Genomic DNA, 25439 nt, shown 5'->3' on the forward strand with positions numbered 1-25439 from the left:
TTAATCTGCCTACTGATAATGCTCAGGTATAAAGTTACGCATATGTTTCATGAATATCAAACAAGACATTGATTAAATGCGCACTATTTTCGAAATTGGTCACACCTGCAATTCTGCGAGCCTGATTATTTAACGCCGACCCAAACAGAAACCGAACCACCGTTCACTGGGAACTCTGCCCAACCGTTGGCGTCAGTCCAGACTTCTTCGGTGCGAATACCTAACTTATCGACGTAACGCGTACTTGGTGAACCTGTGTACATCCATTTTGTACCGCCAGGGCCATCACTCATGATAACCGCCATTGAGTTCGGGTGTTCCGCATCCCCCTCTCGTGTCCAACCAATCACATCCCAATGATCAAGGTACGAGTGCTGCTTGCCATAAGCATAATCTTTACGGGCTTTCACCAACTGCTCAATGTAAGGCACTTTCACCATATTGATGTCGTGTCCTTTATCGCTGTATTGTGCGCCGTAGTAATCCGCGTAGAACACTGACGGATAACCTTCTTCACGAAGCAAAATGAACGCGTACGCAAGAGGCTTGAACCACCAATCAACCGGAGACTCCAGCGCTTGCAATGGTTGCGTATCATGGTTCTCGACCAGTGTTACCGCTTTCACTGGGTTGTCCTTCATCAAGGTGCCATCCATGATACGGCGCATATCGAAGTTTCCACCCGAGCGCGAAGCGTTATAGAAGTTCATGTGTAGCGGTGCATCAAACAATGACATGCTGCCAGAAGTCTTAGTGATAAAGTTATGCAGATTGTTCACGTCGTAGTTCCAGTACTCACCCACAGTAAACAGCTCTTTGCCTGTCTTCCAACGCAAGTAATCGATCCACTCTTGTAGGTACTGGTATTTGATGTGTTTAACCGCGTCCATTCGGAAACCATCCACACTCGTCATGTTTAGGTACCACTCGCCCCAGTCTTTCAGCTCTTGCTTCACTTCTGGGTGGTCCATGTCTAAATCTGCGTACATGAGGTAGTCGTAGTTGCCTTTTTCAGAACTGACTTCCCAATCCCATGCTTTGCCGTCACCTTTGAATTTGAAGATCGCTTTCTCTTTACCTGCGTCATCCCAGTCGACCCCATCAAAGTGATACCACGTCCAGTGGAAATCTGAGTATTTGTCATTACGCCCCGGGAAGCTAAATTCGACCCAAGCTTCAATCCATTTGTCGCCGAGCTCAATATTTCGGTTGTTCCAATCGACTCGCTTGGTGTCGACCCACGATTTACCATCCGCACCGCCACGGTGGTTAAACACTACATCACCATAAATTTGAATGTTATTTGCGTGTGCCGCTTTGATGGCATCGAGGTATTGGTCTTTAGTACCGTATTTGGTTCGCACCGATCCTTTTTGATCAAACTCCCCCAAGTCATACATATCGTAAACGCCATAACCGACGTCGTTGCTGCCACCAGCGCCTTTATAGGCAGGCGGTAGCCATAACGCGGTAAAGCCGTTGTCCGATAGTGCTGGCGCGTTGTTTTCAACTTGTGTCCAGAGTGCGCCGTCATTTGGCACATACCAATGGAAATACTGCATCATGGTTCCATTTTGAGCCGCCATTACCGGCGAACTGAGCAGCAAAGTTAAAGGTAAAAGTGTGGGTTTAAGGTTGAATGTTTTCATTATTTTTCTCTCACGTTTTAGGACGAAGCCCGAACTTAGAGAGCCGCAAGACAGGTAGAAGAAATCCAACTAACCGTCTGTTGTACAACAAAAAGTTCGGACTACAATCGTGGAGAAATTATCACCAATCACCCTCTACAATTATTGAGATGTGTAACATTTATAAAATCAACAACCAATTGAGTGCAATTATTGAATCCCGATCAAATAATCAGGGAGGAGATAATAAGTAAACAGCAGAAAGAGGGATTAAAGCGCGTCGATTTCATTGCGCTAAAACGAAGAAAGCCCGTCATAATGACGAGCTTTCGAAAAGAATGGAGGCGCCTCCCGGAATCGAACCGAGGTCCACGGATTTGCAATCCGCTGCATAGCCACTCTGCCAAGGCGCCTCAACTGGAGCGACACACGAGGTTCGAACTCGTGACCTCAACCTTGGCAAGGTTGCGCTCTACCAACTGAGCTAGTGTCGCATAATTTGAGAAGGAGTCCCGAGCCGGAATTGATGGTCCGACACTCGGCCGGTCAACTCGACGGCGGGATATTAAATTCACCCACTCAATTTTCGGATGGTGCCCCGGGCCGGACTTGAACCGGCACAACGCGAACGTCGAGGGATTTTAAATCCCTTGTGTCTACCAATTCCACCACCAGGGCAACGCAATCAATGCGATGGTAACACCATCTGTTCTAACGACCTTCGCCGTGAGAACGAGGCGTACTTTAACGGATTAAGATTTTAGGTCAACAATAAATTTATTCTTTTTGATTCAGATGGTTAAAAACACGACTGAACGTATGGGAGTTGAGCAATTCGATTAAAACTCAAACGGCTTATTCCACTATTTCTTGATAAAAAAAGAGCCGCTGTATTAAGCGACTCTCCACATCATATCGGTTTAGTGCTTACGCACAGCAGTTACAATTGCGCTTGTAGCGATCCATTTTACCTATGCCTGGGTTAAAGGTATTGGTTGGATCAAGTTGATGGTAGAACTTTTGCAGCGAGTTTTCCGCTTCGTACAGATGCCCTACGTTGTGTTCCGCTGGGTATTTAGCGCCGCGACTGTTCAGGTGTTCCAACATTAGCTTCTTCATCAGCTTGGTGTCGGTACCCTTTTTGAATACATAGTCTTGGTGGAATACATAACACATAAAGTGACCGTAATAGAGGGACTTAACCAGGTTCTTACTCACTTCCTCAGGTAATGTTTCTAACCATTCCTCATCGTTACGTCGTAACGCGATATCAAGAGCCACAATGTCTTCCACTTCCTTGCGGTGAATGGTTTCGTAACGAATTGCTGCACCTGCTGCTGCAAAACGGTGTAGATACGCTTTCTTGCCCTCTTCTGGTGTACATTCAAAGAAGTCACTATCGTGCTCAGCCGCCCACACCTCTTTTAGGTATTTCTGCGCTTCGGCAATGCCGCCGTCACTCATTTTAAGTACAAGATGGTGCTCGTACTTATCACGGTATTCCAACATGCGCTTAGGAAGATGCTGCGGGAATAACTTGCTCGCATAGTAGAGAATAGTATCTGGCAGGTATTTGCTGACTAAAGGAACACGCTCTAAGAAGTTTTCAACCTTAGCTTTAAGCGAGAACATCTTAGGCAGATTGTCTGTGCCTAATAAATCGATAGAAAGGAAAACGTCTTTACCGTACTTTTCTGCCATGTTGAAAATATCACGGTGAAGGTACTCACCCATTTCTGGTAAGTTTTCGAATTGAGTAAGGAAGTCTTTTCTCAGCTTGGTCAATTTATCTGGATCGTTAGTACCTAGGTAGAACACCTGCTCTTTCTCAGGGATTGGATAGCTATCGACTCGAACAGCGAACACGCCAAGCTTACCCGCACAACCGCTCGCCTCGTACAGACGACGTTCGTCAGCATTAAAGCGCGATGGGATATCAGAAGTCACATCACGAACACGTTCGTCATATTCTTTATCCGACGCCATGCGTTCATCATGAATCACTTTATCTGGGTCGAAGTTACCATCCTGAATGTTCTGTAAGATCTCTTCAGGTGTCGAGCCTAATCCTTCAATACCAAGGTGGTTAACAAGATTGAGCTTACCGTCTTTGTCCACCTGAGCGAATATGGCTAACTCTGTATAAGCAGGGCCACGTTTAACCAAAGCGCCACCAGAGTTGTTTGCAATACCGCCCACGACAGTTGCGCCAAGAGAGGAAGAACCAATCACTGAATGCGGCGCACGATTAACCGTTCGCAGCTCTTTTTCTAAAGAATGTAAACTTGCTCCCGGAAGACAAACTGCTTGCTTACCGCCGTCTAACAGATAGATTTGCTTCATCTTGGTAATATTGATCACCACCACATCACGGTCGTAATCACTACCACTTGGCGCAGAGCCTTCGGTCAGGCCCGTCTTGGCTGCTTGCATGATGATGATGCAATTATTGTCCACACATTGTTGGATGACCTTCCACTGCTCTAGCAGAGTCTTAGGAAAAACCACCGCCAACGCCGTGCCGCTGCCTGAGCGAAAACCGCTGCGGTAATACTTGGTTTTGATTTGATCGGTAAGGACATTTTCTTCCCCGACAATGGTGACAAACGCGTCGATGAGCTGCTTCTGTTTCATATCCGTATCTCTAGTTATTATGCCCAGCCAATATAAGTAGTCCGAATCTGAACGTCCATGCCACCAAAGTCCGATAACGGCGTCCAGATAAAGTTAACTACATTAATTACCCATACATTCAATTACTTAAAATTGTGAGAACTGTAAAATCAACAAAGAAACTTATCGTTTCCAAAAAGAAACAATAGCAAAGTACATTGTTAACAAATGTGCACGATATCGAATAAAATGAAAGTCGAAAGGGTCAACAAGGCCTTATATACCTGACCTTGAAAGAATATTCAGTCAAAACAAAACCACAACATGTGAACACCATGACGTTATAGCAGCGTTATATGGCTGTGACATTGTCGGTTAATGAAGAAAGTCGATAGATTGGAGAGTTTAAAATTTAGAGCTAATTCCTTCGATCAAAGAAGAATCATTCCTTTGAGAAAAGTTGAGCCACTAGAATTGATGGCTACGACGTTGAAAGCATTGATACAGATGCTCGATAAAGATCTTAATCTTTTCTGGTTGCTGACGTGTGTATGGGTACACGGCATAAATGCCCAAGCACTTAGCCGTTTCGTCTTTAAACAACTGAATCAGCTTACCTTGTTGCAAGTCTTCATAAACCAGCACCCGAGGCACATAAATGATACCTTGCCCTAGCAAAGCGACGTTGCGTAACGCAGATGAGTTATTGGTACATAGATTCCCATCCACCTTAACCTGATACACCTCATCATCACGCTTGAAAGCCCACTCACGAGCCCCTGTCTCTTGATAGGCGTAAACCAAGCAGTTGTGCTTAGTGAGATCGTCCGGCGTTTTTGGTTTGCCATGTTTGGCGACGTACCTAGGCGATGCACACACAATCCAGTTTGCATCGACGAGCTTGCGTGCTATCAGGCTTGAGTCAGGCAAAACCCCAGTACGAATGGCAAGATCAAAACCTTCATTGACGATGTCGGCAAACCGATTGTCCAGCTCCATATCAATGTTGATATCTGGATAAGCTTGGTTGAATTCAGAAATAACGGTAGGAAGGATAAGTTCACCAGAGATGGTCGGAACGGTAATCTTGATGTTGCCAGATAGACTCTTACCCAAACCAACAATAGATTCTTCTGCAGTTGCGACGGCTTGGTAGACACTACGAGCATGTTCGAAGAAGGATTGCCCTGCTTCTGTCAGTTTAAGCGTGCGTGTGGTTCGATAAAGCAGTTGAACACCTATCTCCTGCTCTAATTTGGCAATGCGCTTACTGACGACCGACTTAGTAAGTTCCATTTGTCTTGCAGCGGCGCTGAATGAACCCTGTTCAACCAAATGATAGAAAATAATGTAGTCGTCGGTATTTCTCATGTGTCTTCACTGCTTCCTTGTCGAAGAAGACATTCTAAAGAGATTTTCCATAGATTGCCGCAAGAAAGTTCACACTTGGCTTTTAAAGGCTTCCTCAACGAGAAAGGCGAGCTAATAAGGCTCGCCTTGTTTCTACTTAATTGAATAATGTTCCTAGACGGTTTGTTTACTTCGTGAAGTGAATATCACGGATTTCAAACTCTACGCCAGCTTGGGTATTTGCCCATGCAGGGAAGATAGTGAACGTCTTAACAGTTTGAGCCCAGTACTTGTTATCAAACTTCTCTGCGAAGTTGGCCATTGGCACGGTCACTTTAATATCCGTATTCAGCGTAATATTCTCCCCGGCCAATTCCGTGACAAAGATGTCACCAGTATCCCCATCAGCATTCGCCAGCTTCAACACCAATCCGGTTTGATCGTTGTCAGGCTTTTGCGTCCCCAACGTCGATACGTTCACCGTAAACACCAACGAACCCGCTTCAACAAAGTTTTCTAAGTTCTGTGCATCAAAGTTAAAATGCAGCAGGCCTTTGTAAGCCTCTGGACTCGCGCTGTTATAAGTAACCGATGCACCATCAGCAGTTTGTGTTGCCGTCATGTGGATTTCACCGTCAGGGATAGGTCCCCAGCCTTCTGTCGTGTATTGGTCTGAGGTATTTATCTGTGCGTTAAAGTCGGTAATGATGTTGTACATATCCCCAGTCAATGGTGGTAGCGCTTCATCAAGCATGTCTTCACAGCTAACAGCATCCTCAGGTAATCCATCTGGGTTCGGAACATAACGAATCTTACCCAAATCAAACTCCACAGCTTCAGTTGAATACATCAAGAAAGACGTGTTCAACATTTGGAAACTCATCCCGGTATCCTTCAAACACTGGAGCGGAACTTTGACCGTCGTCCAAATGCTATCTGACGGTTCTGGTAACACTTTGTTGATGTTTACCTCACCACGGCAAGGATACTCACAGTGTGTCGACAGCACTAAGCTCTCTGGCGCTGTAGTTACCATGCGAATATCAAACTCCAAAGTTGAATCGGCATTCATGTAACTGTTGTAGTCGGAACCCTTTTCATCTGGCGTTTGCATGTAAATTTGCGCGGCTGAATTACCAACGAAGTCGCCAGTTTCTCCAGAGAATTTTACGTTGATTGCTGACTGCTGCATGCCATCGTAGTTAATGCCTTTCGTCGTTACTGAGCCAATTGTGGTGGTGTCTTTGCTGATTTCCACGCCAGCCCAACCATTCGCACTGCCAGACATTCTCGCAACAAACTCGTCTTTTGCGTCTTTACCGAAGATCTCTAATGGGAACTCAGCAATACCATTGTCTGGCTCGTCCATACCACAGCCATAATCACGTGGATCGAGTGGAATCTCGCTTAAATCCTCATACAGCGCTGGGACATCGGTCTGGTTCGCGTAGTTCAAACCATAACCGTACGGGAATAACGGCTTATGTTCGCCTTCAATATCCTGCTCAATCAACTCACCGTTTATGCCATCAATAGGTGTTGTGTAACTAGGGATGTTGAGTGCCTTGCGGTTGATTGTGGTCGAACACTTCTTAGCGCCCCACGAGTAAGAGAGTTTGCCTTTGAAATCCGCGCCATCTTTTGCGAACAATACATCCGTAATACCTAAACCTTCCGTTCCCGGCAGCCAAGCTGCAACGAATGCATCAGAGTTGTTGATCTCTTCATTGACGTAAAGCGGACGACCAGAGAAGAATACTGTAACCACTTTGTATCCCTGCTCTTTTAGCGTTTTGATCGTATCAAAATCCGCTTGATAAGAGGCTTTTAGCTTCGAGAATTCAAGTGTTTGTGCTTTGCTGATGTCACCAAACATTTCTGCATAAGGATCTTCACCGATAACCACAAGCGCAATAGCTTCTTCAGGTGTTGTTGCAGAAGCATCAGTAAAGACGTTTTCTTCACCAGCTTCTTGCTGCATTGCCATAAGCACCGTTTGTGCGTTCGGGAAGTCTTTCTCTATCGTGTTGCCATCACCTTGCCAAGTAAGAGACCAACCACCAGTTTGTTTGGTAATGTCGTTGGCAGCAGAACCCGTTACCAAGAATTTCGCATCTGATTTCAGAGGTAGAATTTGGTCTTGGTTCTTCAAGAGAACTAACGATTCTGAAACTGCTTGGCGCGCAATGGCGACGTGTTCTGGCGCGCTAAGCACGGATTGATCACCCGCTAACGAACGCTCAGATGGTTTAGGTTTCTCCCAAAGGTTTGCACGCATTTTGACGCGGAGAATACGGGTTACGGCATCATCAATACGAGACATTGGGATAATGCCTGCGTGTACTTGGTCAATCACATTTTGGTAGAACGCTTGCCAATCGTTACGCGAGGTCACCATAAACACATCATTACCTGCGATTACAGCTTGCGGACAGTTTGCTGCTGTGCAGCCGTTGATCTCACCTTGTCCGTTCCAGTCTGTGACGACTAAGCCGTCAAAGCCTAATTTGCCCTTCAAGACGTCAGTAATCAGGTATTGTGAGCCGTGGATTTTCTGGTTTTGCATGTAATCGCCACCATCCTCAGCACCGTCGATACCGACCATAGGGTCGTAGTTCGCATCGTTCCACCATGAGTTAAACGAAGACATCACCACTTGTGCGCCTGCATTCAAGCCACCTATGTAGCCCATTGCATGGATGTTACGCAGATACTCTTCTGTGTAACGGTTCTCACCATGGTCAACGCCACCCAACGTACCACCGTCACCGACCCAGTGCTTCACGTTGGAGATTACGTTGGTGTCTCCTTTTAAGCCTTCTTCACCACCTTGAATCCCCTCTACCATGCGCTTCGCGTATTCATACACGATTTCAGGATCTTCCGAGTAACCTTCGTATACACGGCCCCAGCGATAATCACGTGGCGTGGCAACGGTCGGTGCGAATGTCCAATCAAGACCGGTCGCAACAACCTCTCTTGCGGTCGCTTTTCCTATTTCTTCAATCAGATCAGGGTTACGAGCTGCACCCAAACCAATGTTATGAGGGAAAACCGTCGCCATAAAAACGTTGTTGTGGCCATGAACCGCATCGGTTGCCCACATAAAAGGAATTCGGAATCCTCTCTCTGCGTAAGCTTCTTCTAGTGCCAACCAGAATTTATCCGCTTCGTCCGCCCAATCTTGCGCGGTTGAGTATTTATCATCATTCGGGAAGCCGCCTCCGCCGTTTAGGATAGAACCTAGCTTATAGGCTTTCGCTTCTTCAGGAGTGACTTCGCGAAGGTCGGGCTGAATCATTTGCCCCACCTTTTCTTCCAGCGTCATTAACGCAAGGATACGTTGGATTTCTGCCTCCATTGCATCGTCTTTCTTAATAGCACTGTCGACATCCGTCCATTCTGCAAAATAAGGAATTGGACTGGTTGAAATCGTGTCACTGTCTGAGTCATTGCAGCCTGAGATCATCGCCATTGAGACGAGAATACTGACGATTGTTTTCTTTGTTCGTAGCACGTTATTGCTCCTGAAATATCTTGTTATCCAACGGGACCACACGTCAGAAACGTGCTAGTCACGACTAATTTTTCACTACAGGGGTTTTATTTAGACTACTGAAATAAATGATAAATAAATCTGTGTTAATCACAGAAATTAGCCGATCGGATAACCACGTTAGTTCATGAAACAAATAAACAAATTGCTGGTCTTGATGAGGTGCGCGAAGCTCTATGGCAAAAGGCACGTGGTACTTTTTAATGAGGTGAACGTTATTTCACAGATTCATAGAAATGTGATTTATTTTCAAATCTTGAAAAAACGCACTAGTGATAACTCTTCCATATTCAACAAATTAAATTGGCATGAAGTTGCATAACTTTGAAGCATATTCACACAAATGACGTCGATTATTTTTTACTGCGTTTTAAGTTGGTTGCCAAGTTAACATCAAGAGAAATGAGATTGGATGATTGAGCTTACCGAGGGGAATTTGAGGTATAAAAAAAGACGCCATAAAGACGTCTCTTTTTAAGAATTTGGAGGCGCCTCCCGGAGTCGAACCGAGGTCCACGGATTTGCAATCCGCTGCATAGCCACTCTGCCAAGGCGCCAAATTGTTTACGCTTAAAGGCTCTGCCCCGTTGCGTTGGTTGCTACTTTACGGATTCAGGAAATATAGTCAAACAAAAATCCAAAATTTCTGTTTGTTTGCTTTGTTTTAAACCAATCCGATGTTAATTCGACCTAAACCGTCCAGATTTACTCACTTTGGTTAAGACAAATCAAAACAGATAGACAAAAGAAAAGCGGCAATCAGTGCCGCTTTTCTCTCTTAACTCTCGTGGTTAACCGTTGGCAACGCGTTTAAACAAGCGTCCTACTACGTTTGGATGGTAAGACCAAGTGTGGTCAAACATCGACATTAACGCTGGGTTGCCGTACTTCGACAAGCTAATAGCATGGAAGCGGTTCTTCTTCGCTTTTAGCGCATCGACTTTTGCAAGCAATTCATCTTGCTGTTTTGGCGCAATGAAGTCTGAAATAACAACCATGTCGGCGTTTTTGTATTTGTCGCTGTTCATCAAATCGATGGATTTAATCAACGTTGGCTCCAAATCCGTGCCACCATGGAAGCTGTAAGTTAAAAAGTCGGCAGCTTCACGTAAGCCATCCTGACGCGTTAACTCGTAAGTAATGTGCTCCGTGGAGAAGATGATCACGTAGCAATCTCGTTGTTCAGCGAGAGCGATTTGCATCAGTGCATAAGCCATAGCTTTAGCACATTGCTCTGGGAAGCCACTCATCGAGCCTGACGCATCAACACAAACGATAAACGGTCCTTTTTCAACGTCCACCGCTTTATGATCTGGTTTGTGCGCTTTTACCTTACGCAGTGTGCGAGACTTACCTTGCGTGCGGTAGTTCATCAAGCGTTTATCAACCAAATGCTTGTAGAACACCACTTCCAGCTCTGGGTACGCCAAAAACATGGTTTCGTTAGGGAGCAGTTTGTTGAGATCGTCACTTTCATGAATACCGACGATATCGTCTGTTGCTTCGTCACTCTTTTCCTCAACCATTTGCAGCTCTTCTGCTGGCGCGCGATTAAGGTCAGGATCATTCACTTGCCCCGCCATGCGACCAAGCTGTTCTGCGATTTCTTGTAAGCCTTTGTGCTTTTTAAGGAACTCTGCGTGGCGCTTCATCACGGTTAGGTCAGTTTTACTTAACTTAGCTGACGCCATATCCCATAAACGCCCTACGCTTTCTTCGTCACCAGACTCCGTCACTTTATCCATGTTACGCATGGTTTCCATACGCTGATAAAGGTCGTTAAGGACTTTTTCTTTGTTCTCTTCAAGTTCAGAGACTTGCGCTTGTTTGATCGCCTCGGCAAGGCTTTGATACCACTGGTCACAGAAGTAATGAGGGAACATTGGGTTGTTCACGCCTTTGTTCTTCTCCATCATGCGTCGCGCTTGCATGTAAAATGCTGAGTGCCACTCAAGCTTCTTGATCACGTCATCAATGCGCTCAAAGAACTCGTTCTCATCCCAATAAATCACTTCTTGGTAGAGCGCGAGTTCCTGTTGAAAACGCTCTGTCTCACAGACTTTCGTCATGCGCTTTTTCACGTTGCCACGCCATTTAAGCAGATGGTTTTTCACTGAGGATTTCATACCTCGGTTTTCTGCCATCATCATGACTTGTGAACGCGCCATTAAATCGTTAACCGCACTGTCAATGATGCCTGAATCCGCCACCATGAGCGCTAAGTTGAGTCCGTCTGCACCTAACATGTCGTCTCCTTAAGAGAAAAACTGATGTAAGTTTTTGAAGCGTTGAATGATCTTCTCGCTTTCACCTTGAATAGACTCAAGTCTCTGGCTCACCTGTTGCAGACTCGACTCCATTAGACGTGGTAACTCTGGATCCACGAAACTGTGCGGCAATGCGCCATGGAAGTTGGCTTTAACCTTACGCATATGATGTTCAGCTTCACTCAATTGGCTGACTGCTTTTTCGCTTTCTGCCAACCATTTTTGGTAAAGCTCAACGTCTAAACCTTGCTGGGTAACCAAGCTCACCAACACGCCGCGGTTGGCAATGTCACGGATCACTAGGTTGTTGGCAGCATCGACATCAAAACGCAGACGACACATATTGGTGTTTTGGTTCACGTAGCCATACACATCGCCATGACCTTCTTTGATCACTCGGTCAAGCTCGTCTTTTGGCACATATACCCAGCGGCTGTCGCCCTTCTCTGATTCAGAGACCGACATGTTGCTTTGCAGAATAACCAGCTTAACCAGATTCACCGCCGCGCCGACTTTGTAAGTTTTCGCTTTGGATGTATCGAAGCTCATGGTTTCTTTGCGAAGCAGACCGGTTGCCGCTTCTGCGTTTAGCGTCATGCGATATTTGTCTTCAAGCTCATGCTGAACATCAACCAAAGATTCACGACAGTATTCGATCTCTTGTTCTGCTTCTTGCTGGTCAAAGGCATGCTTAAGAGCGAACTCTTGAATCACACCGCGAACGACATCGCGTGACTCAGGGCTGTTCCATAAACAATCTTGAAGTAGCAGAAGATCAAGTGGATTGATCTCGTCACGCCCATTAAAGAACGCACTTGCTTTAAGCAGCTTGACCGCTTTCTTCCAACGGCGGTCTGACACGTACATGTCTGTTAATGATGCGTCGCCAAACTCAGACTCAACTTTGGTTTCCAACATGGTTTTTAGTTGGAACAGCTTTTCGAATGCGTTGTCGGTCAGAGTAAGTTTGTCGAGTTGCTGCTGCCAGCGGTGGTATTCTTCGTCTGTGATCGCCAAGCCCTCTGGAACTTGCGCTTCTTGAGACGTACCCACTGTCAGCATGGATTTGAAGTTTTGTTTATCCTGAATGCGGTTTACAAACACGCGCACCAACATACGGTCGTAAAGTGCGTCCAAGCCACTGTCTTCATCTGGCAGCTCGTTTGATGCAGAAACCAAAAGACGCATCGGTACACGTTCGATATCGCTACCGTTTTTAAATGTCTTTTCGTTCACAACGGTCAACAGCGTGTTCAGAATGGCAGGACCTGCTTTCCAAATCTCATCAAGGAAAACGACTTGCGCCGTTGGTAAGTAGCCTTGAGTAAGACGGACATAACGACCGTTGTCTTTTAGCTCTTGAATGCTCAATGGACCGAACACTTCTTCAGGTGTTGAGAAGCGCGTCATGAGGTATTCAAAATAACTGCTATTATCAAAAGCTTGGATAAGTCGTTTTGCGATTAAGCTTTTTGCGATCCCTGGAGGACCAAGAAGGAAGACGCTTTCGCCGGCAAGAGCGGCAAGAAGGCAAAGTTTGATGGTGTGTTCGCGTTCGTAAACGCCATCAGTTAACGCTTTCGCTAGCTTGTTGATACGCTCTGAAAGAAGCGCCTTTTCTGCATTAGATGCGAAAGATGGTTGAATCATAGAAGCTCCGGCTGTTGAACTGAGGCTGTATATATAATTTTATACATTTGTTATCACTTTGTTACAAGTGTATTTTTTAGTGAACCTCGTTTATACCAGATGCTCTTCGCGCGCGTGCGCGAGCAACCATAGTTTTCATTTATGAGACATAACTCACTGAATGTGCTGGTTTCGCAAGAGTATGAAACCATTTTCTTCTTTTGTTTCCGGTGGTTTGTGGTTAATGTGCAAAACACGTCAATGCGCGGTTACAGCTAGGATCCACAACTGCATGAGCAATACAATTCATAAATGGAAGCAGATTTCTCTGGTCGAAGAGGAAGTTAAACTACCAACTGGTCGGATGATCACACATACCACTATCCAACACCCCGGTGCTGCCGTTATCTTACCTATTACTTCAGATGGCAACATCGTTCTTGTTAATCAATTCCGTCCCTCTCTTAACAAATGGCTGCTTGAATTGCCTGCTGGCACACGTGAAGGCGATGAAGATCCATTGCACTGTGCTCAAAGAGAGTTGGAAGAAGAAACAGGATATAGCGCCGAAAAGTTCACATCGCTTGGTCAAGTTACCCCTCTTGCTGGTTTCTGTGATGAAATCCAGTACTTGTTTGTTGCCGAACAACTGAACAAAACCAATCGATACGAGTGCGACGACGACGAAGTGATTGAAGTAGTGACATTGTCACGAGAAGAACTCGAACAACAAATTATTCAAGGCATTATTACCGATGCCAAAACTATCGCTTGCCTAAGCAAAGCTCGTCTTTGCGGTTATATTTAGGTCTTTTCGACCGAGGAGAGAATTATGGACTTTCGATCAGATACCGTTACGCAACCTACCCAAGCAATGCGTGAAGCAATGTTTACCGCTCCTGTCGGCGATGATGTGTACGGTGATGACCCAACCGTTAACGAGTTAGAGCAATTTGCTGCTGAGCTTGCGGGCTTTGAAGCAGCAATGTTCACGACCTCTGGTACACAAGCAAACTTACTTGGCTTAATGGCGCATTGTGAGCGCGGTGACGAATACCTATGTGGTCAGCAAGCGCATAACTACAAGTATGAAGCTGGCGGCGCGGCGGTACTGGGTTCTATTCAACCTCAACCGATTGAAAACAACCCAGACGGTACCTTGCCATTTGATAAGCTAGAAGCAGCTATCAAGCCAGATGACGCGCACTTTGCACGTACTCGCCTACTTAGCTTAGAGAACACCATCAACGGTAAAGTGATTCCTCTTTCCTACCTTGCAGAGGCTCGTGAGTTTGTGAACAAACATAACTTGCAGATGCACCTAGATGGCGCTCGCGTATTCAACGCAGCTGTAGCGCTTGATGTTCCAGTCAAAGAGATTGGTCAGTACTTTGATTCAATGACTATCTGTTTATCTAAAGGTTTGGCTGCCCCTGTTGGTTCGCTACTGCTTGGTAGCAAAGAGTACATCGCAAAAGCACGCCGCCTAAGAAAGATGGTCGGCGGTGGTATGCGCCAAGCGGGTATTCTTGCTGCAGCTGGTAAACTAGCCCTTACCGAGCAAGTAGAACAGCTAAAACAAGACCACATCAATGCAAAAACCTTGGCGGAAGGTTTAGCGGAATTGCCTGGTTTCTCTGTTAATCCAGAATTTGTTCAAACCAACATCGTCTTTGCCAAGCTTGATCCACAAGTGGATATTGCTGGTATTGCTGAAAAGATGAAGGAGCAAGGCATAACAATTACGCCAGGAAACCCAATCCGCTTCGTGACGCACAAAGATATTTCGGCACAAGACATCGATACCTTCCTATCTAGCCTTAAATCTCTGCTTTAACTTGATTTTGATCATTGAGCTTCCCCTAAGGGGAAGCTTTATTCTATGCGCTTTCAAGAACTACAATGAGTGCATTTCATGCTTAGATACGTGCTTCTAACGTCTCTTCTTCTCTCTTCCTCTGTTGTGGCGAAACCTTTTGGTGACGTTGATAAAGGCAAACTTAAATCGCCAAGCTGTGTTTACTGTCATGGTTCGAACGGCATGACGACAAACGACGCTTACCCTAACCTAGCCGGTCAGAATGCTCAGTACCTGTATGATTCTATGAAAGCCTATCAAGATGGGCTTCGCTTAGGTCCTTTGGCAGAAATGATGGCAGCCCAATTACGCATGCTGAATGATGAAGATTTGCGCGATGTTGCCGCGTTTTATTCAGAACAAACACCTCATGCAGAAAAGTGAATAATTATGGGACTTGTGAATCACCACAAGTCCTAACTCCGTTTTCATTCGCACAACATCTAACCAAAACAATTAACCAATAAATCATTGATAAGCAACTCAACCCTCTTCAGATCAAATTATTGATGAATTTATAGTTCATCAACTCAGTTAATATTGACTTTTTATTCTATTTTATCGATATTTCATGCTTTCTATAATTCGACGTGAAATAGGTTATGTCTCACACACACGCTCAGCCATCGGAATCGGCGGCAACCCCTAAATCATGGCAGATGCCTGATACCCTCATTTTGATCTTCATTGTTGGTATTCTTGCTGCGATTCTTACCTACTTAATTCCTGCTGGTCATTTCGATAGCCAACAGGTGACCTACATGGTCGACGGTGCAGAAAAAACTCGTACTGTTATCGATCCATCTTCTTTCTCTTATGCAACCGACGAAAACGGTGAATTGGTTTACAACAAGGTTGGACTGTTCGCTTCAGGCGGTGGCATTGGTCTAATGAACTTCCCATTCGAAGGTCTGGTTTCAGGCTCTAAATGGGGCAGTGCGATTGGCGTTATCATGTTCATGCTGGTTATCGGTGGTGCATTTGGTGTGGTAATGCGCACAGGCACAATCGACAACGGTATCTTACGCCTTATCGATAAGACCAAAGGTAACGAAGCGCTATTCATTCCAGTTCTGTTTTTGCTGTTCTCTTTGGGCGGCGCAGTATTTGGTATGGGTGAAGAAGCCGTTGCATTTGCGATTATTATCGCACCACTAATGGTTCGTCTTGGCTACGATGGCATCACTACAGTAATGGTGACCTACGTTGCGACTCAGATTGGTTTTGCAACGTCTTGGATGAACCCATTCTCGGTAGCGATCGCGCAAGGTATTGCTGGTATTCCGGTTCTGTCTGGTATGACTGTACGTATGGGTCTGTGGGCTGGCTTCACACTTATCGGTATTGCTTTCACTATGATCTACGCAGCGCGTATCAAAGCAAACCCTGAGCTTTCTTACAGCCGTCGCACTGACAAATACTTCCGTCAGCAAGAGCTAGGTGACCACGATTCACGTTGGAACCTAGGTGACACCCTAGTTATCCTTACGGTTATCGCAACGACAGTATGGGTTGTTTGGGGCGTAGTAGCTAACGCATGGTACATCCCAGAAATCGCGTCTCAATTCTTCACAATGGGCTTTGTTGTTGCGATTATCGGTACGATCTTCCGTCTGAACGGTATGACGCTTAACTGTGCGGCTGACGCATTTAAAGAAGGTGCTGCAATCATGCTTGCTCCTGCTCTATTGGTTGGTTGTGCGAAAGGTGTATTGCTTATCCTAGGTGGCGGTACTACTGATGAAGCAAGCGTACTGAACTCGATCCTGAACAGCGCTGGTGGCGTAATCAGCGGTCTTCCTGACGTCGCTGCGGCTTGGTTGATGTATGTTTTCCAATCTATCTTCAACTTCTTCGTGACTTCAGGTTCTGGTCAAGCAGCGCTGACAATGCCTCTATTGTCTCCTCTTGCAGACATCGCTGGCGTTACACGTCAGGTAGCCGTTCTAGCATTCCAACTTGGTGACGGTTTCACTAACGTTATCGTTCCTACTTCAGCGTCTCTAATGGCAACACTGGGTGTATGTCGTATCGACTGGGGTGACTGGGCGAAATTCTGCTGGCGCTTTATGCTATTACTCTTTACCCTATCGAGCATTGTCGTCGTCGCAGCTCACGTGATGGGTTTTGCGTAAACTGATTACCAATATCCCCAAGCAACTTAAACGCGAAAGCGGAGTTTGGGTATAAAGAATAAGGCGAGACAAGTTCTCGCCTTTTTTGATTCAAGCCGTATGGCAAACAAGCATCGAAGTAAGATGTTTTGGAGTGACAACTTTAATGGCAACACAATTTCTGGATGACGTAATTCAAGGTCATCAAGTCATTCAATCTCTTGACGTAACAGACTTGCCTGCAGGCGAGCATAAGTTTTGGTTCCGTATCGCAACCAACGCCCTATCTCAGTGGCAACATTTACCTGTGTTGGTTTTCAAAGGCGAAAAACCGGGTAAGAAAATCATGATCACAGCAGGTGTTCATGGTGACGAATACAACGGTGTTTTAGCAGCTCAAAAGACCGCTCGTGAACTGATTGGTAAAGACATCGCAGGTACTGTAACTGTCGTTCCGACCATCAACCTGACGGGTATGCTGAACCACAGCCGTGACTTCTTCTCTGCGGATCCAGATGCATCTCCTTCAAACTTAAACCGTTTCTTCCCTGGCGATGCAAACGGCAACGAAGCAAACCGCTTCCTATTTGCTTTGTGGAATAACCTTCTTAAGCCAAACGCAGAACTGGCGATTGATTTACACACTCAAACCACTGGTGCTGCTTACCCGCTGTACGTTTTTGCCGATTTCCGTATTGAGCAATCTCTGGAAATGGCTCGCCTCATTAACCCAGATGCGATTCTTAACGATCCGGGTGACGCAGGTGTACTTGAAACCGTCTGGAACAACAGCGGCATTCCAAGCATCACCATCGAGGTGGGCATGGGTCGTTACACAGAACAAGAGCTGATCGACCGTACCGTGACTGGCATCTTCAATATCCTTGTTCGCCATGACGTAGTAACTGGTGAAGTTGCAGAAATCACACCTTGCCTAGAAGGTAAAGACATAATCAGCATTCGCGCTGAATTAGGTGGTTTTGTACTACCACAAGTGAAGATGATGGATAAGGTAGAACAAGGTCAATTGGTTGCAATTCAATACGACAGCTTTGGTGATGAGATTCAGCGTTACACAGCGCCGACTGAAGGTACAGTGCTGAGCCACAACATTGAATCGATCCGTGCACCTGGTTCTTTGGTTGTTCGACTGATTAAGTAATACCTTTGAATTTAATAGTTCGTAATTTCAATCTGTTAGATTCAAACTAATGACACAAAGCCCTGCCTAACTTGCAGGGCTTTTCTTTGTTGGTCTCTTCAACAGCTTCAGCTAAGCTTTTCGTGACGATGTCACTAATAAAACCAAAGCTGCACACGACATAAGAACAAATCCAAGGTTTTGAATCATTCCAGCTAAGCCTAGACCTGAACCAATCATCAAGTAGTACATTAATCCTAGCAATGCCCCTGCACTGCCCGCTTGTTGCTTGTAATCAACTAATGCGGTACTCAGTACATTTGGAATGGCGATACCAAATGCCATCACAATGAATAACATTGGCGCCAAGAACCAAATCGATGTTTGCAGCAGAAACACACCAAAGCCACCAATAATCAACAGTGTTGATGCAATCCAAAGTAGATGCGTTTGTGAGCGACCTTTTGCTAGCAATGACTTGTTCATCAAACTGCCGATTAAGGTACCAACGCCCAATATCACACCGCTGTATCCGAACTGCTCAGAACTTAGTCCGAGCTGCTCAAAACTGAATGCGCCCAATTGGTAGTATGCGAATAAAGCAATGTTGTAGAGCGCAACCAACAACGCAGATTGCCAGATTTGAGCATCTTTCAACATTCGTCCAAGTAATGAACCTATGTTTAGCGGCTGCTTTTGAGTTTGTGTTTCAGGTAGATTAACCGCGTTGTAGCACAGCAAAACAAGCGCCAAAATAAACAACGTAAAGAACACAACCTGATAGCCACCGAGTGCTGTTAACTGACCACCGAGCAACATGCCAATCACTGGGCTAATGGAAATACCCATGCCCATAACGCTAAATACTTTGCTTAGCTCATCGCCTGAAAAGCTGTCTCTTAGCATGGTTTGTGTCACGACCGACCCAACCGCAATGCCGAAAGCACTGAACGCGCGAGCTATCATCATCACATCAAAGCTTTCTGTTTGCATAGCGACCAAAGCAGATACGCCGTAGACCAGCAACCCTGCCAGCATGGTCGGGCGTCTGCCCCACTTATCGGCCAAGATTCCCCAAACCACCACGCCAATAGCAAATGCAGAAAAGTAGATAGATAGGGTTTGCGCTGCTTGTGAATACGTCACAGCAAACGACTGAGCAATATTGCCAAGTGCTGGGCTATATATGGTCTCCACAATTTGCGGAAACATCAGCATCACCACCATCAATCCAATAGAAGGTTTCGTTTTCATTTTTACCTCTCTGTCCCACTCCTACAGATGTTTAAGTGGGTAACGAACTTAACTTGGCGTGCAGTATAGAAGGCGTTATGCTTTACCCATTAACAACATTAAAACCAAAAACATCAAGATTCGGACAAATGGCAATTATTGAAGACAATACTCGATTTGATGCGGACGCAATTGCCGCGAGTGTAGTTGGTATCGCAGCGGATGTCGGCAAACATGATTCCGGTATGCACGAACACAAGAAAGGACAATTGCTTTATGCGCCACAAGGCTGCATGACGTTCGCACTCGATAACTCTATTTGTATATTACCTCCAACCAAAGCGGTGTGGATTCCGCCGCATACTTCTCACAGAGCCGTCATGACCAACGTTGTAGCTTACCGTTCACTCTATTTCGATTGCAGTAAATACACCTGCCCTGACGAGATAGTGATGATTGAGGTGAACGATCTTTTAAAAGCACTGATCGACAAAATGGCGTTATGGGAGTGGGATATTGAAGAAACGAAAACCCAAGCGACGAGCAATTTGTTTTGGGAAGAGTTTTACCAAGCGAAGCAGTTTGAGTTCTCTTTACCCTTGCCCTCCGATAGGCGTTTAACAGGGTTTCGCAAGGCAATGACCAAGGGTAATTTTATAGCTCCTGAGTTAAACCAACTGTCACAAACCGTTGGCGCGAGCAGCAAAACTATCACTCGCCTATTTAAGGCTGAGACTGGCATGTCTTATCAAGATTGGCGCCAACAATGGCGGCTACTTAAGGCTATTGAGCTCTTATGTGAAGAAAGACAAGTCAGTGATGTTGCCCATTGTTTGGAGTTCTCATCAGATAGCGCATTTATTGCGTTCTTTAAGAAACAAACCGGGCAGACACCACTGAGTTTTATGAAGCACAGATCGTTGTTATAAGGCGATCATTTCGCGTGTTATTTGGTTTGGTCTACGAGAATTAATTCGTCCAACGCAAAGCCTTTCTCTTTTGCTACTTGTTTGAAGCGCTCGACCGTTGCTTTATCGACAGTTGGTGTGCGTGACAGTAGCCATAGGTAGTCGTGATTGAAACCAGAGATAAACGCATAGTCGTAGTTCTCACCTAGTTCAAATACGATGTAAGACGAATAAAACGGACCGAAGAAAGACACTTTTAAATGCCCTGTGTTTTCACCATCAACGAAATACGCTTTGCCGTCAGCTTGCGTCCATTCTTTATCTTCTTCTGAATAGCCTCGGTTGATAACCGTTACGCCACCATCCTCACGGAGCTCGTATTCAGCCGTCACATTCGATAAACCGCGCTCAAACGAGTGATCAAGACGAGCAATTTCATACCACTTGCCTAGATATGGTTGAAGTTCAAAGTTGTTGACGGGCTCCACGCCGTCCGGTTTAGACGTACAGCCAAACAACGTTGCAAGAGACAAAAGTAAAAGTGTTTTGAGAGATTTCATACAGCAACCTGAAATTAAATTAGTGTCTGATTTTACTATAGAAGATAAAAATTCGATCAGAAATTAATGTATCGAAATTCTCCACAGGACAGTCCTACGTCTTGGAAACCTTGTAGTGCTTCAAACACATTAAAGTGGCTCACGACAACAACCTTTCGATATTGGCGGTAACGATCCAGCACCAACTCAGCCCGTGCTTTTAGCTCATCAACATGTTCGTAGCGATTATCGGCCATTGGAAGACCCGCTTTTAACAGCTCTCGGTATTCGAGCCAGCGTCGGTCTCTCTCATTCAATGTAATGTAGCCACCTTCTTTATCAGCGCGCCACTCTCTCAAGTCATGCTCAACAAACAGAGGCAAACCGCGATGACGATTGAGAATTTCTGCAGTTTGAAGAGTACGCGTATAAGGTGAGCTGATGATGATTTCGGCATCATTGAAGACTGGATGATTGAGTTTTTCTTGCAACACAGGCAAATGCTCTCGGCAAAGCGGCGCATAATCCTTCTCAAGTTGGGTCATCTGCCGCTCATCTGCTAACGTAAAATCCGGCACACCATGCCTTACAAATACAATGTCCATATTGTGGTGCTCGTCCTTGTTAAATTGCTATTGAGAAATTGGAGTCAGTTTTAGATAGGAGTGCACTTCTCCATTTTTGTATTCAATCGCAGAGTGGATGGAAGGTTCACGATTTCCCACAACAGAAAGTTCATAAGTGTTTTCACCTTTGTAGATAGTGATATGAAGTACGCCAGCCTCCAGCTCCCATTGCCCTTTGGTGTGAAGGCGTCCAAACAAGGTGTACTCATCAAGTGAACCATCTGCATGCAAATGTACCTCTGTGATGTAGCCACCCGTGCAGCTCTTGATCCAGCAACGATCACCGACTTCTTCGAGGCGTATTTCTCTTTTGCTTGTCTTCCATTTCGAGAAACGTTCAGACTCCGCAAACGACGCTTCGATATCGGAATGTTCTTTTATGGGCGCCCCTTCAAGCTCGCGCAGGCAAAGCTGAATCCAACTAGTTATTTGCATGGAATGTCCTTAAGGTTTCAATTGCCCTTTTTACGCCTAAACGTGGGCTGCTTAATACTGGAATGTCGACATCAACTAATGATGCAGCACCTGACATCGAAGCTTGTGCCAGTACGATTACGTCATAATCACGAGCCTTTTGTTCTATTACCGCTTTTATCTTGTCGTAATAGCCTTGGTTATCTTGGTCGAGAAAACGCTCCCAAGCACCTTCAACCACAAACGTATCTAACTGACGGATACAATTGCCCTCACTTGTCTCAAGTAACGCCAAGCTGGGCTCAATGGTTGTCGATAATGCCGCGAGTAACAACACTCGCTCATGAGTTACAGCTTGGTCACCCATCGCTCGGTCAATACGCTGAACATTGATTCCTTGCTCTGTAAGCGACTCAGCAAAGCGACCAATTGAGGAGCAAGTACAAACCACCAAGTTTGCTTGTTCAGAAAGCTCTCGTACTTTGCCTTGTACGGATTGCTCCACCTTAGATTCGTCCTCTCCAGCAACCAAACGCTCCAACAAGTCAGCATCGGCAAAGTGTGCGACTTTTAAATCAGGTGCGAGCTCTGTCATCAGTTCGGAGAAAGGTGGAATGTGTACGGGTGAAGTATGAAGAAAATATAGGTCGTATGGCTTCATGCTAAGTTGTCGATTTTTAGTTCAATTTCGACAACTTAGCACAAGGCGATGGGAATTAATGCGATCAGAGTTACTGTTGTGCTTCCCAAAGACCAAGAAAGTACTTGCCGTAAACGACTTCGGTTTGCATATGCATAATCAGTAAAAATGCAATCAAAGCTAATATAAAGCGATTGAAATAACGGCTGACTTTGGTACGAACTTTTATATCGAATACTCCGATATGAATACCAACATAGGCAAAGGGGTAAACCAACAAAACAGCGAGTAACCAACCTAGGTAGCCGGATATCGCCATTTCCTCGTAGCCGATCATAATACCTCCACAATGAATACGACGGGAACGTGGTTAGTATTCATCATCTAACGGAGGCGAAATGTCAGGATTTACACAGCTGCGAGCCGTTGCCAAAAAGTCACTTAAATAAGTTACTTATCTATTTATAAAATTTGAGAGCTAAGAAAATCTTGTGCCATTTTGGGCGAAGTGATATGGATGAACTCGATAGGCGAACCTTTTAAGTCCTCTTTCAGTTTTAGATAACGCTTCCGATTCTTTCGGTAATTCTTAACCGACCACCAAATAATCGAATCCTTACTCAAAAACGCTTTTCTAAAGCTTTCTCTATTGCCAGTCCCTTCCCAAAACTCTTCTTGAGTCCATGCCCTTTTGATAGCACGAGTGACGGAGCGATAAGTGGTGATAGAACGTGAATAATCAAGCCAGATGATGGTATCGACCCTTTGCCATTTGTATGGTTGTGTTCGGCTGTAGTTCCCGTCGAGTACCCAAGCCTCTTGTTGAGTTACGTCCACGACTTTATCGAAGAACGTCTCATCATCAAGTTCTTTCCAATCGGGAAGCCAGAACAAACTGTCCATCTCTATGTACGTGACACCTAATTTCATTGCGAGCTGCTTTGAAAACGTCGATTTACCGCTTCCGCTGCTGCCTACTACATTGATCCTTTTCATTAAATCCTCCTAGGTGACCGTACCAAATTGACAAAGAGCGACGCATTCCAACTATAGGTAAGTGTGGAAAATGCGGAGGCGGGATACTAATGATTACGCTTTAAAGTTCTAGCGTAGGTTCAATAAGATGTGAAGTTACGCGCATAAAAAAGCCTCCAATTAAGGAGGCTTGCAATAATTCATGAGCTAATTACAACTTATCCCATGCGTCTGACCAATACACGGTTTCACCAGGTGCATAAGAAGGGTTTGAACACCAGCCCGTGTATGGCCACGGTTTGCACTGATACAAGTTGCCATCTGAACCTGTGACAATGTCACCTGCCTCATACGTTTTTCCAGATTCATACGGAGGGTAACTGCTGCCATCAGAAACAATCACAGAGCGTTGAGCTGTCGTAGTCTGATTTGCACTGTCCGTTACTCGGTAAACCAAGTCGTAGACACCTAGAACGTTAGCATCTACGCTGCCCTCTACACGAACTTGATCAGTCAAGTCACCGTCTTCTGCATCTGTCGCTTTTACGCCTGCCATTGGGTCAAATGCGTCACCAAGCTGTATGGTCGTATCCGTTACTCCTTCAAACTCAGGCACTAGGCTGTAAACAACAACTGTTCTGCTTTGCTTGGTTTCATTGTTGTCGCTGTCTTTTACACTGTAAACCAAAACATATGTGCCAACGGTGTTCACATCAACTGAACCTTCAACAGTAATGCTGTTAGTTAGGTCTCCATCTTCTTTGTCAGACGCGGTAACACCTGCATACGGATCAAATGAACTACCGTGATGCACGCGAACATCACTGATACCGCTGAACACAGGTTCGCCTTCACTCGGCGGTGGTGGAGTCTGGCCATGGATAAACGGACCGTAATCCTTCACAAACTTTTCACCGTACGCCTGACCATTCTTGTCTGTGCCCATATCCCAGTTCACCGACCATGTCATTACGCCACGAAGTGCCTGCCCTTGCGCTTTAAGTTGGTCAAACGCGTCGTAAAGATCTTGAGGGTCTTGAACAAATCCCGTTGCCGCTGCATCAATGTTAGATGGAATGCCAAACACCAATTTGTCATGCGGAATTTTGTGGAAACCACGTGTACCGTTCGATAGAGAGTCTGAAATGTAGTAAATGAATTCTTGTTTTAGCGCATCATTGTTTTGTGCAATCCAACCCACACCTTCAACCCAAATACCATCACCACCTTGGTTGTAAAACTGAGGGTTGATCCAATCGTAGTACCCTTCTAATCCAGTAATATAAGGAACGTATTTGCCACCTTCTGTTAAGTATGGAAACTCAGGCGCCATCGTAATTAGGAAGTTTTTACCCTGCTGTTGGTAGTGTTCTTTTACAAGGCGAAGTGCAGCTGGGATTACGGTTTGATTGTCTGACGCGGTTACCGCAGATTGCTCTAAGTCGATATCCAGACCATCAAAGCCGAATTTATCGGTCAGACGAATGATCTCTTGTGCGAATGCTTGCTCATCGCCAGTTTTCAGCTCAACGTGTGCATCTGCACCACCAAGCGCAATAAGAACGGCGCGTCCTTGTTGGTTTAGAGTGCCAATTTGATCAATAAATTGTTGTTCTGAAAGGCCAATATTTGGATCGAGCTTAAAGGTTGGAATACGGCCTTCACTGGTATTGAACACCTTCATAAAGGAGACGTTAACCACATTGTACATAGGATCAACTTCATCCAATGTCACACACGGTGCATTACCGCCCTTGTAACCAGCCCCATCGCACCAGTTATGCCAATAACCGACTACGACACCACCATCCGGATTCACCATCTCATTAGCGGATGCCACGTTTGAAAGACCACTCAAACCCAATGCTACTGCTAGATATAGCGCTTTTTGCTTCATCGTGTTACCTCTCATCCATTTTGCTTCATCACAACAATCATTCAGCACTTT

The 25439-nt window shown here is 45.4% G+C and carries 20 protein-coding genes and 4 tRNA genes; 6 read left to right on the forward strand and 18 right to left on the reverse strand.

What is annotated here, in order from left to right; translation table 11 throughout:
- Window positions 1-125 precede the first annotated feature (125 nt).
- The 10 genes from amyS to A9237_RS21580 form a co-directional block, all read right to left on the reverse strand.
- Complete coding sequence (gene amyS, locus A9237_RS21535) at window positions 126-1649, reverse strand: alpha-amylase (protein ID WP_078609624.1); 1524 nt, start codon at window positions 1647-1649, stop codon at window positions 126-128.
- Window positions 1650-1967: 318 nt separating this feature from the next.
- Window positions 1968-2041, reverse strand: a tRNA-Cys gene (locus A9237_RS21540).
- Window positions 2042-2046: 5 nt separating this feature from the next.
- Window positions 2047-2122, reverse strand: a tRNA-Gly gene (locus A9237_RS21545).
- 97 nt (window positions 2123-2219) lie between these two features.
- A tRNA-Leu gene (locus tag A9237_RS21550) sits at window positions 2220-2306 on the reverse strand.
- Between the two features lie 249 nt (window positions 2307-2555).
- On the reverse strand, window positions 2556-4262 hold the full coding sequence (gene dld / locus A9237_RS21555; protein ID WP_078609625.1) for a D-lactate dehydrogenase: 1707 nt from the start codon (window positions 4260-4262) through the stop codon (window positions 2556-2558).
- Between the two features lie 447 nt (window positions 4263-4709).
- Window positions 4710-5612 (reverse strand): LysR family transcriptional regulator, encoded by a 903-nt coding sequence (locus A9237_RS21560; protein ID WP_039987637.1) that lies wholly within the window; start codon window positions 5610-5612, stop codon window positions 4710-4712.
- Window positions 5613-5778: 166 nt separating this feature from the next.
- Window positions 5779-9066 (reverse strand): glycoside hydrolase family 3 protein, encoded by a 3288-nt coding sequence (locus tag A9237_RS21565; RefSeq protein ID WP_078609626.1) that lies wholly within the window; start codon window positions 9064-9066, stop codon window positions 5779-5781.
- Between the two features lie 564 nt (window positions 9067-9630).
- Window positions 9631-9704 (reverse strand) — tRNA-Cys (locus A9237_RS21570).
- Between the two features lie 234 nt (window positions 9705-9938).
- Window positions 9939-11393: an ATPase RavA stimulator ViaA gene (gene viaA / locus A9237_RS21575; protein ID WP_005443815.1), complete on the reverse strand. Its 1455-nt coding sequence runs from the start codon at window positions 11391-11393 to the stop codon at window positions 9939-9941.
- A gap of 9 nt (window positions 11394-11402) precedes the next feature.
- A complete protein-coding gene (locus tag A9237_RS21580; RefSeq protein ID WP_009696114.1) occupies window positions 11403-13064 on the reverse strand; it encodes an ATPase RavA domain-containing protein in 1662 nt (553 codons plus the stop codon).
- A 271-nt stretch (window positions 13065-13335) separates the two neighbouring features.
- Here A9237_RS21580 and A9237_RS21585 point away from each other — a divergent pair, with 271 nt between their 5' ends.
- The 5 genes from A9237_RS21585 (at window position 13336) to A9237_RS21605 (ending at window position 18177) form a co-directional block, all read left to right on the forward strand.
- Window positions 13336-13851 carry an NUDIX hydrolase gene (locus tag A9237_RS21585; protein WP_017818795.1) on the forward strand — a complete coding sequence of 172 codons (516 nt, stop codon included), beginning with the start codon at window positions 13336-13338 and terminating at the stop codon, window positions 13849-13851.
- Between the two features lie 24 nt (window positions 13852-13875).
- Window positions 13876-14880, forward strand: a complete 1005-nt coding sequence (ltaE, locus tag A9237_RS21590; protein WP_009696116.1) for a low-specificity L-threonine aldolase — start codon at window positions 13876-13878, stop codon at window positions 14878-14880.
- Window positions 14881-14958: 78 nt separating this feature from the next.
- Complete coding sequence (locus A9237_RS21595) at window positions 14959-15285, forward strand: c-type cytochrome (RefSeq protein WP_017190809.1); 327 nt, start codon at window positions 14959-14961, stop codon at window positions 15283-15285.
- Window positions 15286-15503: 218 nt separating this feature from the next.
- Window positions 15504-17036, forward strand: coding sequence for a putative basic amino acid antiporter YfcC (yfcC, locus tag A9237_RS21600; protein WP_005443800.1), 1533 nt, complete (start codon window positions 15504-15506; stop codon window positions 17034-17036).
- Between the two features lie 145 nt (window positions 17037-17181).
- Window positions 17182-18177: a succinylglutamate desuccinylase/aspartoacylase family protein gene (locus tag A9237_RS21605; RefSeq protein ID WP_078609627.1), complete on the forward strand. Its 996-nt coding sequence runs from the start codon at window positions 17182-17184 to the stop codon at window positions 18175-18177.
- Between the two features lie 111 nt (window positions 18178-18288).
- On the opposite strand, the gene A9237_RS21610 is transcribed toward A9237_RS21605, so the two are convergent.
- Window positions 18289-19410, reverse strand: a complete 1122-nt coding sequence (locus tag A9237_RS21610) for a multidrug effflux MFS transporter (protein WP_078609628.1) — start codon at window positions 19408-19410, stop codon at window positions 18289-18291.
- A 128-nt stretch (window positions 19411-19538) separates the two neighbouring features.
- Between A9237_RS21610 and A9237_RS21615 the strand changes: the two genes are divergently transcribed.
- A complete protein-coding gene (locus tag A9237_RS21615) occupies window positions 19539-20318 on the forward strand; it encodes an AraC family transcriptional regulator (RefSeq protein ID WP_078610236.1) in 780 nt (259 codons plus the stop codon).
- Window positions 20319-20335: 17 nt separating this feature from the next.
- Here A9237_RS21615 and A9237_RS21620 read toward each other — a convergent pair whose 3' ends face one another.
- The 7 genes from A9237_RS21620 to A9237_RS21650 all read right to left on the reverse strand — a co-directional run bounded on the left by A9237_RS21620 (window position 20336) and on the right by A9237_RS21650 (window position 25388).
- Window positions 20336-20857, reverse strand: a complete 522-nt coding sequence (locus tag A9237_RS21620; RefSeq protein WP_005444070.1) for a lipocalin family protein — start codon at window positions 20855-20857, stop codon at window positions 20336-20338.
- Between the two features lie 56 nt (window positions 20858-20913).
- Window positions 20914-21441, reverse strand: coding sequence for a histidine phosphatase family protein (locus tag A9237_RS21625; protein WP_078609629.1), 528 nt, complete (start codon window positions 21439-21441; stop codon window positions 20914-20916).
- A 27-nt stretch (window positions 21442-21468) separates the two neighbouring features.
- A complete protein-coding gene (locus A9237_RS21630; protein ID WP_078609630.1) occupies window positions 21469-21897 on the reverse strand; it encodes a hypothetical protein in 429 nt (142 codons plus the stop codon).
- Entirely contained in the window at window positions 21884-22537 is a 654-nt protein-coding gene (locus tag A9237_RS21635; RefSeq protein ID WP_078609631.1) for an aspartate/glutamate racemase family protein, read from the reverse strand. Before A9237_RS21635 ends, A9237_RS21630 begins: the two co-directional genes overlap by 14 nt.
- 70 nt (window positions 22538-22607) lie before the next feature.
- Window positions 22608-22853, reverse strand: a complete 246-nt coding sequence (locus A9237_RS21640; protein ID WP_020196267.1) for a hypothetical protein — start codon at window positions 22851-22853, stop codon at window positions 22608-22610.
- A 125-nt stretch (window positions 22854-22978) separates the two neighbouring features.
- Window positions 22979-23512, reverse strand: a complete 534-nt coding sequence (locus A9237_RS21645) for a P-loop NTPase family protein (protein WP_078609632.1) — start codon at window positions 23510-23512, stop codon at window positions 22979-22981.
- Between the two features lie 190 nt (window positions 23513-23702).
- On the reverse strand, window positions 23703-25388 hold the full coding sequence (locus tag A9237_RS21650; protein ID WP_078610237.1) for an immunoglobulin-like domain-containing protein: 1686 nt from the start codon (window positions 25386-25388) through the stop codon (window positions 23703-23705).
- Between the last annotated feature and the right edge of the window lie 51 nt (window positions 25389-25439).

It is taken from the genome of Vibrio owensii (genome assembly GCF_002021755.1).
Lineage (GTDB): Bacteria > Pseudomonadota > Gammaproteobacteria > Enterobacterales > Vibrionaceae > Vibrio > Vibrio owensii.